The 16,250-nt window shown below is 43.9% G+C and carries 14 protein-coding genes; 2 read left to right on the forward strand and 12 right to left on the reverse strand.

The window, feature by feature from the left end:
• The first annotated feature begins 235 nt into the window (after positions 1-235).
• On the forward strand, positions 236-1,879 hold the full coding sequence (locus HPS55_RS06110; protein ID WP_172174711.1) for an ATP-binding protein: 1,644 nt from the start codon (positions 236-238) through the stop codon (positions 1,877-1,879).
• A gap of 146 nt (positions 1,880-2,025) precedes the next feature.
• The gene (locus HPS55_RS06115; protein ID WP_253945780.1) at positions 2,026-3,912 is read left to right on the forward strand and encodes a heparinase II/III domain-containing protein; all 1,887 of its coding nucleotides are present in this window, start codon (positions 2,026-2,028) and stop codon (positions 3,910-3,912) included.
• A 121-nt stretch (positions 3,913-4,033) separates the two neighbouring features.
• On the opposite strand, the gene HPS55_RS06120 is transcribed toward HPS55_RS06115, so the two are convergent.
• From HPS55_RS06120 to HPS55_RS06175, 12 genes are all read right to left on the reverse strand, one after another.
• Positions 4,034-4,675 (reverse strand): WbqC family protein, encoded by a 642-nt coding sequence (locus HPS55_RS06120; RefSeq protein ID WP_172174708.1) that lies wholly within the window; start codon positions 4,673-4,675, stop codon positions 4,034-4,036.
• 203 nt (positions 4,676-4,878) lie between these two features.
• Positions 4,879-5,412, reverse strand: coding sequence for a signal peptidase I (gene lepB / locus HPS55_RS06125; protein ID WP_172174705.1), 534 nt, complete (start codon positions 5,410-5,412; stop codon positions 4,879-4,881).
• 16 nt (positions 5,413-5,428) lie between these two features.
• Positions 5,429-6,838: a signal peptidase I gene (gene lepB / locus HPS55_RS06130; protein ID WP_172174702.1), complete on the reverse strand. Its 1,410-nt coding sequence runs from the start codon at positions 6,836-6,838 to the stop codon at positions 5,429-5,431.
• Between the two features lie 124 nt (positions 6,839-6,962).
• Positions 6,963-7,718 carry a 4-hydroxy-tetrahydrodipicolinate reductase gene (dapB, locus tag HPS55_RS06135; RefSeq protein ID WP_172174699.1) on the reverse strand — a complete coding sequence of 252 codons (756 nt, stop codon included), beginning with the start codon at positions 7,716-7,718 and terminating at the stop codon, positions 6,963-6,965.
• Between the two features lie 285 nt (positions 7,719-8,003).
• Positions 8,004-9,104 (reverse strand): 6-bladed beta-propeller, encoded by a 1,101-nt coding sequence (locus HPS55_RS06140; protein ID WP_172174696.1) that lies wholly within the window; start codon positions 9,102-9,104, stop codon positions 8,004-8,006.
• Positions 9,105-9,162: 58 nt separating this feature from the next.
• Positions 9,163-9,570, reverse strand: a complete 408-nt coding sequence (locus HPS55_RS06145) for a PH domain-containing protein (protein ID WP_172174693.1) — start codon at positions 9,568-9,570, stop codon at positions 9,163-9,165.
• Between the two features lie 22 nt (positions 9,571-9,592).
• A complete protein-coding gene (locus HPS55_RS06150) occupies positions 9,593-10,480 on the reverse strand; it encodes a hypothetical protein (RefSeq protein WP_172174690.1) in 888 nt (295 codons plus the stop codon).
• 17 nt (positions 10,481-10,497) lie between these two features.
• Positions 10,498-11,301 carry a C39 family peptidase gene (locus HPS55_RS06155; protein ID WP_172174687.1) on the reverse strand — a complete coding sequence of 268 codons (804 nt, stop codon included), beginning with the start codon at positions 11,299-11,301 and terminating at the stop codon, positions 10,498-10,500.
• A gap of 11 nt (positions 11,302-11,312) precedes the next feature.
• The gene (locus HPS55_RS06160; RefSeq protein WP_172174684.1) at positions 11,313-12,734 is read right to left on the reverse strand and encodes a tetratricopeptide repeat protein; all 1,422 of its coding nucleotides are present in this window, start codon (positions 12,732-12,734) and stop codon (positions 11,313-11,315) included.
• 19 nt (positions 12,735-12,753) lie between these two features.
• Entirely contained in the window at positions 12,754-13,338 is a 585-nt protein-coding gene (locus HPS55_RS06165) for a hypothetical protein (RefSeq protein WP_172174682.1), read from the reverse strand.
• 76 nt (positions 13,339-13,414) lie between these two features.
• Positions 13,415-13,840, reverse strand: coding sequence for a hypothetical protein (locus tag HPS55_RS06170; RefSeq protein ID WP_172174679.1), 426 nt, complete (start codon positions 13,838-13,840; stop codon positions 13,415-13,417).
• A 154-nt stretch (positions 13,841-13,994) separates the two neighbouring features.
• Complete coding sequence (locus tag HPS55_RS06175) at positions 13,995-15,731, reverse strand: hypothetical protein (protein ID WP_172174676.1); 1,737 nt, start codon at positions 15,729-15,731, stop codon at positions 13,995-13,997.
• Positions 15,732-16,250 lie beyond the last annotated feature (519 nt).

The raw sequence follows: 16,250 nt of genomic DNA on the forward strand, positions 1-16,250 counted from the left end.
CTTACGCAACATCTGATTAGTATTGTCAATGTGGCATTTATCCATTGCAAAGATAAATATAATAATTGAAAAAGAATGAAAAAACAGTCAAACAATGCTGTAATAAAGCCATTTGGACACTTGATGGCAACGAGATGAGAAAGAAAACCATGAGATGAAGAAAATTTATCTTTCATATTTTGATACTTCAAATAAAAAAGATAAATTTGCATCACATGCCAACAAAGAGTGTAAGATGAAAGAGAATAGTTTATACGATAAGAAATCCATCCGTGAAATAACCGGAAAGAATCCGGACTGGAACGAGGTTGCAAAAGATTGTGTCGCTTTCAGCAACGCACAAGGCGGCATAATAGATTATGGCATAGAAGACCACTCTGACGAACCTCCTGCAGAACAGACTATAGACGAAGACCTGCCGGTAACATTGACAAACAAAATAAACGGCAAGACTATAAACGTAACCGTTTTTGCCGAAACGCTTGTCCATCAGAATGGAGGCCAATACATCCGTCTGCACATTTCGCGCGGCCATACCGTAGCATCCACCGCATCAGGCAAGTATTTTCTACGTATAGCCGATAACAGTACCCCTATCACAGGAGATAACATAACAAGACTGGCTGCCGAAAAAGGATATTTCCGTTGGGAAGACCAACCGTCAAAATGGAGTTGGAAGGATGCAGACCCCGAAAAATTGCAATCGCTGATATACAAACTCAACTCATCTGAAAGGGTAAGTCCATTCGTCAAACAGAAACACAAAAAGGAATTGCTCGACTATTACTTCCTGACAGAGGAGGAGTCAGACCGTATGACCAATCTCGGTGTGTTGTTCATAGGAACACAATCGCAAAGGGGACGACTGATGAACGCTCCTGTTGTGCAATGCATCAAATATGATGAGAACGGAGAGAAAGTAAGAAAATATCTGTGGGATGATTTCTCCATGACGCCTGAAGAAATAATCGAGAATGTATGGACGGAAATACCCGACTGGCGTGAAACGAACGAAATCAGCGAAGGGTTGTTCCGCAAGGAGATACCGGCTTACGACAAGGATGTGATTCGTGAGCTGGTATGCAACGCCTTGGTACACCGCCCTTATACAATGGCAGGAGATATATTCATAAACATCCATCCCAACCGCATCGAAGTAATCAACCCTGGCACTCTGCCATTGGGAGTAACCCCAAAGAATATCCTTCATAAAACAGTAAAAAGAAACGAACACTTCGCATATCTCTGCTACGCATTGAAACTGATGGAACGTGAAGGTTCTGGATATGACAAGATGTATGAGATACAGCTCACCAACGGGAAACAAGTCCCTCAGGTTTTGGAAAGCAGCGATTCTGTCACTGCCATTGTAGAACGTCGTATCATCAGCAAAGAAGCCATCAAGGTAATCCGCGGAGCCATGCAGAAAGCCGACCTCAAACAGAAACAGATAATTTGTCTTGGACTTATCGCCCAACACGAAAGCATATCGGCAACCAATCTGATACAGATACTCAATCTTAAAGACCGTGATGCTCTTTCGCCATGGCTCGACCCACTACTCGAATACGACATAGTCAAGGCTGTCGGTGCACACAGAGCCAAGGAATATCGTATAAGCAGTTCCGTACTTAAGCAAAGCTATTATAAAGGAAAGACATCACTGAAAAGGATTGAGGATTATCGCATCAAGGAACTGATTGTAGAAGACCTTAAGATTTACACCTGTGCGCCATTGAAAGATATTCACCAAAGAATAGGAAATGAGATTCCGTATAAGAAAATTCTTGCCCAAATGAAATCATTGACCAGTGAGAATATCGTAAAGGAAGTAGGAGCAAACAGATGGGTAAGATACAGTTTGGTTAAGGAACCGTAATTATCATTTCCAAAATCAGAATAGAACACTACAAGAAATGAGAAATGGAAACGAGAAATGGAAACGACACAGATATACTCGCTGATAATCAGCGGATTACAAAAACATCAGAATACAAATAGGAACTGACAAAACACAATCCACAGATGAAAAGAATATTCAATGTAATGATTCTCACGGCGATAACCATAGGTATGACCGCGCAGACAAGCAAGCAGCTCATCACATCAAAATATCCTGCCGGTACGATTGCCGCAGCAGTGGAACGCACGGAAGAGTTCAACCCCGTACCGAAAGCAGGAGATGCATTCTGGCGCGACTCGGTGCCCGAAAGCATGCGCCGCAATTACATAGAACACGGGGAGCGATATATTGACAGGCCATGGTCTTCGCTGCCGGCCACGGAGTTCGCACGGTTCAAGACTGACGGCAACCGCACCGGATACGAAACATTGTGTTTCAACAAACGCCGGCAGTTGGTAGCGTTGGTGATGGCCGAGGTGATGGAAGGCAAAGGACGCTTTATGCCCGATATTGTGAACGGACTGCAGAGCACACTCGAAGAGACATGGTGGGGACTGCCGGCCCACTACGGCACAAAGATGCAACGTGCGGAAGACCAGAACGTAGACCTGTTCAACGCCGAGACCGCAGGCATGGTGGCATGGATATCATACGTGCTGGAAGAACGGTTGGACAGCTTCTCACCACTGCTGCGCAAACGCATTGACAGCGAGATTGCACGCCGCATACTGGACCCGGCAGTAAAGAACAACTATTGGTGGAAACGGGCCGGTATGAACTGGAACCCGTGGATAGCCTCCAACTGGCTGACGTGCATACTCTTCTGCGAACATGACGACAAACGCCGTGCCGAAGGCATCGGTCAGATAATACATGCCCTTGACGCCTTTATTGACGCCTACCCCGAAGACGGAGGATGCGACGAAGGCCCCGGCTACTGGGACCGTGCCGCCGCGTCGCTATACGAATGTCTTGCCCTGCTGCGTGCGGCCACCGGCGGAACGGTGGACATGAGCCACGAACAAAAGATAAAGGCTATGGGCAGCTATATCTATAAAATGTACATAGGCAACGGATATTATGTCAACTTCGCCGACGCGCACAACAACCGCAACATGCAGCAGGTGAACGTGGTATACCCCTTCGGCCTGTACCTCGGAGACCGCACAATGACGTCCTTTGCAGCCTACACCGCCCAAAAGGCACGTATCACCGAACGCGCAGCGACAATCTACGACCGTAGCGGCAACTGGCCCACACTCGGCCGCGAACTAATGATGCTGGGCAACATAAACAGTATGCTCCGTGAGACACCTGCCGAACCGGCCACGGCTGATGTATGGCTGCCCGATCTGCAAATAATGACGGCACGACGAGGCGGACTTTTCGTGGCAACGAAAGGAGGACACAACGGTGAGAGCCACAACCACAACGATGTGGGCAGTTTCATCGTATACACCGACGGCGAACCGCTGCTCATAGACCCCGGTGTGGGCAGCTACACGGCACAGACATTCAGCAACGGACGCTACGGCATATGGACCATGCAGTCGCAATATCACAATCTGCCGATGATAAACTGCACGGGACAGAAAGACGGAAAGAAGTATGCCGCAAGAAACATATCCTACACCCGAGGCTCGCTAAGCATGGACCTTGCCGGATGCTACCCCGACAGCGCCGAAGTAACAGAATGGACACGCTCCGTAAAAGCATCGTCAAAAGGTGTGGAAGTGACCGAGAACTACACACTGCGCGAACATCGCGGCACAACGGCTCTTACGCTCATGACAGTGACCCGCCCCGACATATTGTGTGACGGAACGATAGCTCTTAACGGCGGACGACGCATCGCCTACGATCCGAAACAGCTCAGCGTCAGCATAGAGGACATATCGCCAATGCTCGACGCCCATCTGAAGGGAGTATGGGGCGAAAAGATGTACCGCATCGTCATGACCGTTAAAGGAAACAAAACGAAAGGGAGCATCAGATATAAAGTGATATAACCTCAACTCGTATTTATGAAATAAGAGTCTGTGTCAAAATATAAGTGTTTCACAAAGTGAACTGCACCCCAAAAGTTAGACACAAGACTTTTGGAGTGCAGTATCATATTGATACAGCCCCTTATTTTATATAGAATATCCCCTCCGGCCCCATATTGAAGAGCAAGTCAAGGATGCTGAGATTGGGCTGAAAACCGTGTTTGCGCTCGTACACCTGATAATAGCGGCGCGGGGAAAAACCGGGATCATGGTGGGGATGCTTGGGATTGATGGCATCACGAAAGTCGACAAGGCTTCCGCCTCCGGTTCCGTCACTTTCGTTTAACATTGCGACTGCGGCCGGCTTGACATAATCTTCCGTATGCCTTATATCGGGACGGATATCAAGCAGTTCGCACATCTTCAGGCAGATATCCATGTTGAAATCGTACAGATACGTCCAACGGCGCTCGAAGAAAGGCCGTATGTCGTCGGCATAATACTCGAAGAAAGGTGATTCGCTGTAAGCGCTCATCAGCGCATGCCAATGCTGATGACGCCAATTGGCATGGTCGCTGATGCGGATATCCCTGATATATGTCCCCTCACGCACCACCGGCACCGTAAGCGTCTGCAAACCGTTTGTTGCAGCTATTATGCAACGGTTGCGGTATGTCTGTTTCATAAAACTCTCGTGCCGCTCAATCATGACCGAGCCATAACTGCAGAGTTTCTGATACCATTGTATCGGACCGAAATATGTTGTGGAAAGTAATGCTTGCATTTTGATACTTGGCCCCACCCGGCCTCCCCAAGGGGGGGGGGGAGAATGGGATAATGTTCTGCCTCAATCTCCCCAATGAAAGGAGAAAGGGTTTATTTATACATAAAGAAAATTTCTACAGGTCAGTCTACAAAAAAGCCACCGACAGATTGGTTTACCCTGTACAGCCGGTTCCTCCTTTTCGAGGGGGGGGCTGGAGGGCCCTACATCATCCTCCCTTTCCTATATCCGGTGTAGAACGGCTTCGTATCGTCGTGGCCGTACACCACCATGCACACGCGGCCGATGATGCTGCTCTCTGGCACAAGGCCGAAGAAACGGCTGTCGATGGCATTGCCGCTGCCGATGGACTCCATCCAGTAATAGTTTTCATCGGCACAAGTGGACAACCCCGGAACGAGAATCAGGTCACCGTTCACACGGATTGTGTCGCCGGGCAGCGCACCACACCGACATACGAACACACCGCCAACCGAATCCACCGGACTGTCAAACGCCACGATATCCCCCCGCTCCACATCACTGCGACATATCCGTCCGTAGCGGAACAGTCCGTCGCGACTACCAGTGCGCAGCCCGTAGCTCCAGCGGTTCACCAGCACACGGTCACCGCCTTGCAGTTCGGGCGCCAGCCCGTCACCGTTCACGACATATAGAGTGAAAGCCAAAGCACGGAAAGCAAGCATCAGCAATGCTGCGACTGTCAGTGCCAATATGAACTTTACCGAGGCTTTCATCTCATTTTCCGTTTCTTTACTTGATATTGTCTACGAAACGGAACAGCCGGTTCCATCTCACTCCGCGGTCAGGATCCTTCGACCACCAGATGAATATCGGCTTGCCCACGATATGGTCTTCGGGCACGAAGCCCCAATAACGCGAGTCGGCCGAGTTGTGACGGTTGTCGCCCATCATCCAGTAATAGTCCAGACGGAATGTATATTCCGATGTTTCCTTGCCGTTGATGTATATCCGTCCGTCGCGTATCTCAAGGTCGTTGCCTTCATACACACGGATGGGACGCTCGTAAACGGCAATGTTGTCAAGTGTGAGCCTTATGCTCTTTCCTTTCTGCGGAATCCATATCGGACCGTAATTGTCGCGCGTCCAATGCATGTTGCCGTTGAGCGGATATATATCCACATCCTCGGCATCGGTCACCGGCTCCACGCTTTCCACAAGGTCCTTGCGCTGAAGGAACACGTCCAAAGCCCGCTTTGTCAGAGGCATAAAGCCATTGGTATTCAGCGAGAAAATATCTTCGGAAGATATTCCAAGCTCTTCCATCAGATCGTCCGGAAGATGCTGGCGCAATTTTACATAATAAGTATATTGCACATTGTCAGGCTCTTTGTTTGCCTTACCGTCGAGATACACTATGCGGTCGCGTATCTCAAGCGTCTGTCCGGGCAGTCCCACGCATCGTTTCACATAGTTCTCGCGCCGGTCTACGGGGCGTGTCGCTATCTCACCGAATTCGGCTGTATTTGCCGCGATATACTCGCGCCCCATTTTCTCCACCTCACTATAAAACTTAAGACGTTCCATAGCCGTGAGCGAGTCGGGCACGGGCAGATAGCCGCGATTGTTATAGAAAACCTGATAACCCGACATATAGCACATTCTGTAGAAGTCCTGCGCCTGATACTGCTGCGCCATGCAGAGCGTATCGCCGGCGGGATAGTTGAATACCACGATATCGTTGAGCTGCACCTTGCCCAGCCCTTTCACACGGCGGTAGTCCCATTGCGGCCATTCTATGTACGACTTGCAGTCCAGCACAGGCAGCGTATGCTGTGTGAGAGGAACGGTAAGCGGTGTCTGCGGCACGCGCGGCCCGTAACTCATCTTGCTCACAAAGAGGTAATCGCCTGTGAGCAACGACTTTTCGAGCGAACTCGAAGGTATGACATAGTTCTGAAAAAAGAACAGATTGATGAAATATACGGCCACGAGAGCAAACACGCAAGCATCCACCCACGACATAACGCCGCGCAATAAAGAGTTGGGCGAGTCTTTCCACCACTGCCACTTTATCTTCTTTGTGATATACACGTCGTATATGAACGGCACTACGATAAGTCCCCACCAGCTCTTCACCCACAGAAGGAAAGCCAGATAGAGCAATGTCACTACGACGAACTTAAACCATTGTTTTTTCATTTCTTTCTTTATTTTGGCCCCCTATAATCCCCCCAAAGGGGGATGCTGAGCCTGCAATTCTATACATAATGATTTAACCCTTCACTCTTTACCTCCCCCCTTTGGGGAGGACAGGAGGGGCTCATTAAAACTTAAACATATCATCTATCGTCAGCAACCCGCTGTGCGTGGCCGTATATTCGGCTGCGAGCACTGCCCCGAGCGCAAATCCCCGACGCGAATGGGCGTCGTGAGTGATGGTGATGCTGTCGGCATCGCTGTCATACCTTACGGTGTGTATGCCGGGCACCTCGCCGCGGCGCACGCTGCTTATACCTATCTCATCGGCCTGCGGCGTGTGCTCCACCGTAGTGGTGCCGTCAGGCTGCGTGAGCCGTCCGAGCGTCCACTTCTGCTTGCGGTCTATGGCGTCGGTTATCTGCTCGGCCAGAGTGATGGCCGTGCCGCTGGGATGGTCGAGCTTGTGCACATGGTGCACCTCTTCCATCTCCACGTCATACTGCGTGAAGCCATTCATTATACGCGCCAGATAGCGGTTGACGGCCGAGAATATGGCCACGCCCACCGAGAAGTTCGACGCCCAAAACAGCGTGTGACCCTCCTCCGTACACATACGGCGCACGTCGTCGCCATGGTCTTTCATCCATCCCGTCGAGCCGCTCACCACCTTCACGCCGCGCGCGAAAGCCTTCAGATAGTTGCCGTAAGCCACATGGGGCGCGGTGAACTCGATGGCCACATCGGCCGAGGCAAACTCCGGACTGTCGAAGTCCTGCTGGTTGTCTACATCTATGATGCTCACTATTTCATGGCCGCGGCCGCGGGCTATCTGCTCAATCATCCTGCCCATCTTGCCGTAGCCTATTAAAGCTATTTTCATTATTTATCCTTGTTAAACAGCGCAAAGATACTTATTTTTACGCATAATAGATTGATTTACAGTGAAAAAAATAGCGCCACACGGGCGAAATGAAGTAAAAAATGCCCTGCCCGCCTTTCTTTTCACTGCAAACGTCCGTATGGAGAACATACAAAAAGGAACCAACCGGCAAAAACCGATTAGTTCCACTTTTGATTACCTAATCTATCATTCATATATCACAGCCAACATCTTATGACTATGATGCAATGAATGCAGTCAGTTTGCTTACATCACACTTACTGCTCAATCCCTTGCCTTGCATCTGAATTTAAGAATCAAATCGTTTGACTGATTTCTAATTGAGTCTATCTGATTCTGACCGAACAGTTCCCTGTTTTCCATTACCTGACGCACACTTACCGATGAATATATCACGCCGTCCTTCTGATATAGCAAATCAGGCATCCAACCTACATACCGGAACGCTTCAACACTGTTGGACTTCAAATCGGTCACCATTCCATAAAGTCTGTTCTTGCTTGCAAAATAGCTGTGCAACTGCCCGTCGGCATATACCGCCCTGAAGAAATAATCATATTTCGATTGTTCGGACATAAACTCCGACGTATTGGCAAATTTTTCATAAGGCATGTAGTTGTCCAACACCAGTTTTTTCTTTGACACCGAAATACGCCCGTCGGCATTTATAGTATAGACACTCGAATCATACACATCAAAGTATATGTATTCTCCACCATCTGTCTCATTGAATACGTTCGAAACCAATGGCGGTATCTGCATCTGCCTGGGAAGAACAGGTATCTGCTTGTCCGTGAATCCGAAGTCCTTGTCAAAGAAGTAGAACAGGAACGCATGCTTTCCTTCTGTATATGTCATGTGGTTTGTAGAGCATATAAAACCGTTGGCATAGCTCGCAATATTCCACAACATCGTGTTTTTCTCTATCTTCTTTGACTGCACAAAACTGCCGTCAAGATTATACACATACACAGTTGACGGGTATGCCAATATCACAACCCTGCGGTTTTCCTTGTCAATCGTGAAATCTTCAATGTTTACATATTCACCTTTGCCTTTTCCTGCATTGCCTATCGAGTGCTTGTATTTTCCATCGGCATCAAAAACAAGAACGCGCCTTTTACCCGTCTTGTCCAATATATAATAGCAGCCATCGTGAATCATCAGTTTGTTGATGCCACGGAACACGCCTTCGTCTCCTGTCTTCAAGGTCAGTATCTCAAAGTCCGAATACAAATCATTCAGTTTGCACTCTTTTGACGTCTTTTTCACATAGATTTCCTTGCCATCTGCTTCATCGACCTTCTTAGCACATGACAACATGAAGAAACATATCGTCAACATGCAGACTGTTTTTGTTTTCATACCCATCGGTTTGGTTTTCCTTCTTGTTTACATTTCAACCTTGAAAGCAGGGTCTACATTATCCAAGTACCTTTATATCGGGATTCACCTTACACATATCGTTTACAAAACCCTCCTTGTCCTTTGGCGAGATTATGATGCTTCTGCCCTTGAGCATTATCTCAATTCTGTCCAACGACATCGCCGGTGAACTTGCAAGATTATGCGTAGGACGTATGGCTATGACGGACATTATGTCACATCGGTCTTTCGCCAACATGCCGCACTTCACTCTAAGCATCTGTCCGTCGATGATGTATTCGGTATTGAAAACCATATCCGCGAATATCAGCCCGACAACCATATCAACCGCAAGCACAGGCCACACCGCACCCGGAACAAACATACATGGAACAGTCGATACAACCATCACCACAACGACAATCAGCACAATCCGGCTGTCTACCTTAGATTTATATGTTTTCATTGGTTATAGTATTTTATGAAATTCACTGTCTCTTGTATCTCATGGTATCTGCTTTGCAGTACCCTATCGTCTGATTCTTGTCAGGAAACGACACTACTATCATCTCTGTAGAAGAGATGCTTATTATTTTCGACGCAAGAACATTATCACCCGTCACCCGCCTTACTATATAGTCACCCCCGGTATGAGTACCAACTTTGTGCTCCTCGTATCTGATTGGTTTATGTATCGACATATAGTATTCTTCCTTTGCCGTTCGTGTGCCATTGCCGTCGTTATACGTCACCACTGTTGTTATGGTGGTATCGGTAAAGCATTTCGTCGTTACTATTCTGCCATCGGAAGAACTTGCAGTCCAGCACGTGCCGCTCAAAACGTCGGTATTGCTCTTGACCGCCGTGTCGTCATACGGACTGCCGGCTATTCTTCGGTACACGGCTGTGTCACGGCCGCCTACAGTGACGTCGTTTTCAGGTTGCAGCAGCAGGCGCATCTCGCTATCCGATATACCAGCAATCTTCCATACCATCATCCCTGACGACCCCGTTTCCATGTTTATATACTCGCCTTTGGTCCCTTTGCCCACTTGTGATGAGTCAAACACCGTACGGCTGTCGTCCGACAGATAATACCTGTCTTCTATTATATACGAATCATCGAAATCTTTAAATATCCTTACGGTCACGACAGTCGTATCTGTGAAGTACATCCGCGATATTATTGTGTTGCTCGGGTTTGCCGTTTCCCAAAATGTGCCTTTAAGACTGTCGATGGAACATCTCGGATTAACCGTGTCTACATTGTCGCATGATGCTATTGCCCTGCCCTTTGCATCGTTACCACATGACACATTTGCATGAAGCAACAGAATATACAAAACGAAGCTAACGGTCAGTCTCATTGTTTTCATATTTTTATGTTCCATACTTAGTGCTTTGATGAATTTATTCTGAAATTTGGACCTTGTATCTTGAAATAAGATATGGTTTTATAATTACCATCCATTGGATCTATATAAATGTAATAATTCCCATCTTCTGTACTTCCAATGATTACTATTTCATGAAGTTCTGTGGTTAATTTTTCGGAGCTGCCATCGATTATTGATAATATTGGATTGTCAGAGTTGATAGCATCCATTAATTCTGACTGGTAAAATATCTTATCTGCATAAAACTCTTTATTTATGAAAATTTCTATTTCAAATGGTGCTATACCATCTTTATTCACATCCCTATGAGGATTTATATATTGATTATATTCATAAATATAAAAATTTCGATGGATATCCAAACCTAGTATTTTTGCCACATACTCCATTGCTGTTACAACACAGGTTTTGGTTCCTTTTTCTTGTCTTTCCCATTTCGTTTTAAGCTCCATGTCGATAAATTTGTCTTTAACATTTGGTGTGTACTCTTTATAATTCTTATCATCACTATCTGGACTATAAGACGAATATCCAATGTCATCATAATAATCATTCCAATCGTCATCTTCGTCCCAATCATCATCTTCGCTCCAATCGTCATCTTCGTCCCAATCATCATCATTATTCCAAAAGTCATCACTCCAAAAATCATCATCATCTGGTGTGACAATATATTCTGGCAATTCTCCTCCCCATAAGAAATCGTCATCTCGCCAATCATCATCTTCATCAAAACATGCTAAGGCATTGATGCTATAAAACAAAGATAGAAATAATATTATAAATTTGCAATTCTTCATATGCCAAAAAATTATAAATGCGTAAAAACTGTTGTTACTAATCCTTTATTACCTACAATTTTGAGAAGATATTTTCCCTGTGCAATTGTAGCATTAATTGTTAATTCATTTATGCCTTTTTTTATTTTTATGCTCCCATAATCAGCTATTTTTATACTCGCCATATTATATATACTGATAGTTACGATATCATCATTTTCTGCATAAAGTTTGATGGTCATTGATGTATCTTTTACAGGTAATGGAGTTATTCCTACAATTTTTAATGATTGCGATGGTACCGAAATAACATCACGATGTAAAACTGCTATAGCAGGCTTACGAGGTTCTTTATTATTGAATTTTATTGTACTAATCGGTATATACAATTTATTGTCTGAATCAACATAAAATGAAGCCTTAGTTACTACCCATTTTTTTTGTTGATAATTTTTGTGTAATTTTGACATCTTAAAATAATTATTTTCTTGAATATCAGGTGTAAATATAGTACTAACAGTGTCATTGTTTATCCATTTCATTGTACCAAATATTCCATCTCCGGTGAATAATAGAGTTATTGGTTCTTGATCAAAAATTTTGCGATAAGACCAATCATAAGTATATATAGTACCAGTCCATCTACCTGCTAAAGAATGTAGATCTGTGGTAGTCATTGTTTTATCTTGAGCTTTTTTTTGAATTAATTCTTTTAAATTCTGCCCAACAATCATTTTTTGTCTACTTTGGTTTTTTGATTTTATTGAATCCAAGGTATTATACTGTGTTAGATCTATAGTCCAATTATGTCCTCTTTTTACAGCCATATTATAATGTTTTTGAGCTTTTTCATAATTAGGGGTACCATTCATACCATTTGCATAATATGAGCCTAAAAGGAAATCACAACCCGAATGCCCCTTTTCCGAACCTTTACGCAAATAAATTTCCGCTTTTTCATAATTTTGTTTTGTTCCCAATCCTTTATATGTAAGATACCCTAATCCATAAAACCCCTCAGGACTTCCGTGTTGCATAGCATCAAAATAATACAAATATGCTTTTTCGTAATTTTGCTTTACCCCCAATCCAAACTGGTACATTTTTGCAATAACACACATTGCTCTGACATTATTAGATTGAGCGGCTCTTTTAAGAAGAAAATAAGCTCTTTTATAGTTTTGTTCAACTCCATCACCATCAATAAACATCTTACCTAATTCCGTCATTGCATCAGTATTACCCTTACGTACAAGATACTTATATATTCGAATCGCTTTTTTTATATTCACATCAGTATTTATACCGTATTTATATTGCTTAGCTGTATTCAATAAAACATTTATACCTAACGTATCTATGGGTGTAACATCCTTAGATATTGATTCAGACTGTGCATTCGCTCTTATCAAACATAATGACATCAAGCAGAATATAACTATTTTATAAATCATATTATTTAACATATATGTATTACCAATTGATTTTACCATTTACTATTTTGCCTTGCGCCTTTTGCTTTTCACGTATTTCGCTTTCACGTAAAGATTGTGGACGAACATTCTTTAATCTGCTAATATTTTCTTTTTGCTTTTTGATATCATATTTATCACGAACATATACTAATTTTTCAGCCATTAAATAACTATAAATTTCTTTTTTCATTTTGTTTAATTCAAGATCTGAATATTCATTACTTTCCTTAAGCAACATAATCTTATATTGTGTTTTAGCTTCAATTTCAGGTGTCGATGTGATTTGAATGTATGTATTACGCTGCTTCTCTGTTAAGATTGACATTAAAACTTTGTTAAACTCTTTACTTGCATAATACTTTATTTTGGATGCTTCAACTGCATTTTGTACTTTATATAATGCAGAATCAACTTTTTCATTATATTCATCATACGCCTTACGTATAGCATTCTCTTGCATTGATGAAAGTTTAATTATTTTACTTATTTCTATAATTTTTCTATCAGAGCGCTTACCAATAGTCCCTGCAAAATTTGCCACTATAGGCATTCCTAATACAAATATCAAAAAAAGTCGTTTCATAATATTATTGTTAATTTATACACTGGTTTCTATAGTTTTATTCGATAATTTGAAGTATGGATTATAAATATACATTTTATATCATTACTTCTCCATAAAAACAATATCCTGCACGTACGAACCGTATCTCATATACTCCAGTGAAACCGGTCGGAATGTCCACTGTCTCTGCCCCGGCTGGAATAACAGACGAATAGACAATGCTTTCGTTCCCGTTTTCGTCCATGCCAACCAATTGTATTTCTTCAAAAGTATTACCATCGAGATACAGTGTATGACCATCTATGTATATAGCAGGAATACGTACAGAAGATCTGCCGATACCGTTCTTTATATTTTTAGGGTCGTCATACCTTACTTGCAAATCTATACGGATATAGCAAGGATTATTTGTTATGCCAATGGTGTTTCTTGTTATTTCTCCATCGTTATTCTTGGCTGCATATCCAAGTGTTGCTGTCATCATGATGATGCCCGCGGCTAATAGTTGTTTTCTTGTCATAACTTTACTGTTTTGATTTCTACTCAAAGTTATGAAAAGAAAACTTTTATCGGCAATATTTCTAATACATTTTTTACACGCCGCGGTTTTATCATCTTTATAAATTACGCTATATCAACTATTTACAGATATAATACACTTTTTACACTTCTCGTTAAAAGAGCTGTCTCAGATTGTAGTCAAGCTTTTTTGTACCGTCATTTCCAAACAGTTTCCGGTTAATTTTGCTCCTTATGTTGGTCAGATTCTGGCCGGATATATCGAGCAGTACCGATATTTCTGACGGTATAAGATACAGGCGAATCATGATACAGATTATGATTTCTCTCTCGGTCAGTTTGTCATCTACATTGATTATCCTGGCATAAAATTCAGGAAAGGCGTTTTCTACGAACGTAACCATAGCATTCATTTCCTTTATTGTGACACGTCCGTTTTTCATGGCGAGTTTATGAAGACGCTTCACCATTTCGTTGTTTTCCATCGCCCGCTCCATGTCCGAATCATCATCATGCACCATCGTTTCCTGATATGTGGCTATCGACTTGCGTATTCTTTTCAGTTCGTCTTCCTTTTCTTTCTTATACCGTTCAAATCCTTGCATTGCTCTCATCATATCCTCTGATGCACTTTCGTATTTGCTCAACAAGTCGCAGAACTTTTGGTTTTCCTCAACCAATTTCAGCTTCTGTTTTTGCCTTTTTACGGAATAGAGCCTGTAAGATGTAACAATAATAATGATTATACCGAGACCTACCGCCACAAGCATTATTCTGTAATTGTCAACCTCATTCGTCTTCGCAATCATCATCTGCTGCGCACGATTATAGTTGTACAATACCTGTGCTCTGTTTATCTCTTCTGCCGACCGTATTATTGCGGCAGAATCGTTTATATGACAATACAACTGAGAATACTTGACCACAGAATCCGTTTGATGCTGGTTGGCATAATACCCCATCAGTTCCCTGTATGCAATCTCTGCACAAGTTATATTTTTTTCAAACATCAAAAGTTTTTTAAGATAAACAAATGCCGAATCACTCTTGCCTATGGCCCGATAGTATCTTGCTTTCGTCCCATAATACGACTCTTTTCCGGATATGATATTACCGCCCGAATCAAAGAAACCGGAATATTGCTCAAAGTAATCCATGCTTTTCTTGGCTGCATCAAATTTCCGTTGATTCAGATAAACGTATATCACAGAAGGCAGAGCACCGGCAGCCAGGTCTCTACGCCCATATCGGTTGTATAATTCCACAACACTTTCAGTTATGCTCACAACCGAATCGGCACAATACATCATATAATACGTATCGGCTTGCAATTCGTATGCCCTCAATGCCATTATTGTGTCTTTGGCTCGCCATGCCTTAGCGGCTGTCTGCTTCCATTCTTCCAATTCGTATTCAGGTGAAGCCATTTTGTGAAACAGCTCAGCCCTCTGCCCGTGTATATGGCACAGCGTGTGCCAGTCGCAGTCGTCAGCAGTTGTGTCTGCCAGCTCTACAGCCTTGTTGTATTGAACCAGTGCAGTGGGAGCATCGCCCATGTCGCGATACACACAGCCCAGCAGATAGTAAGCCATCATGCGTTCGTGAATGTTGCCGTGACGATCGTACCATGTTGTCACGTCTTTCATCACGGTGTCGGTAGTGAACGGCACGAAAGCCCGATTCATCGCCTTTGCCCTAAGCAGCCGGTAGCGCATCTGCATACCTGTAGGCATACTGTCGGCTACCGATTCATGACGGTCGAGCATAGCCAATGCCGAGTCCGGCCGGATGTCAACGAGCGAATCGGCCGTATCGAGCAACGCCCTCATCCTGTTGTGTCCCGTACATGATGTAAGAATGGCAAAGATTATTATTACACTTCTAAACTTCATATATCCACAAAATACCGTTATTTATAGTTTCTGCATGGCAAAAGTAATAAAAATCCATCACATCATAATCATTTACCCGACATTTTTTATATCATAAACAAAATCAGCAAATATAAAGATTATTCCGAAAAAAACGCTTCCGTTTTTTTCCAAACCAGAAAAGCCGAGAGGCCCTCTCTGCTTTCTTTACATGCCTTTCGGGCATGGTTTTCTTGCCGTAAGGGCCTCCCGAGGTTGCCGTTACGGCCTCGTTGTCTTCCCGCGGCGGCCTCGTTGAAGAGCCGGGAGGCCGCCGCGGCAACCTCGGGAGGGCCTCTCTGCTTTTCTTACACGGTCCTTTTGCAACCTCACCCGCGTAACTATCTGATTATCAGCGTCTCCTATTTTATCCGAAAAACCGCCATTTTCGCATCGTAATGCGGAAATGGCGGTCCTGTTGCCTTTTAACTATTGTTAATGTAAAGACAATTCGTAATAAATCCACCCTATAACGATGCCTGTGCCTCACCACCTTCACTT

The sequence above is a fragment of the Xylanibacter rodentium genome (assembly GCF_013166575.1).
GTDB lineage: Bacteria > Bacteroidota > Bacteroidia > Bacteroidales > Bacteroidaceae > Prevotella > Prevotella rodentium.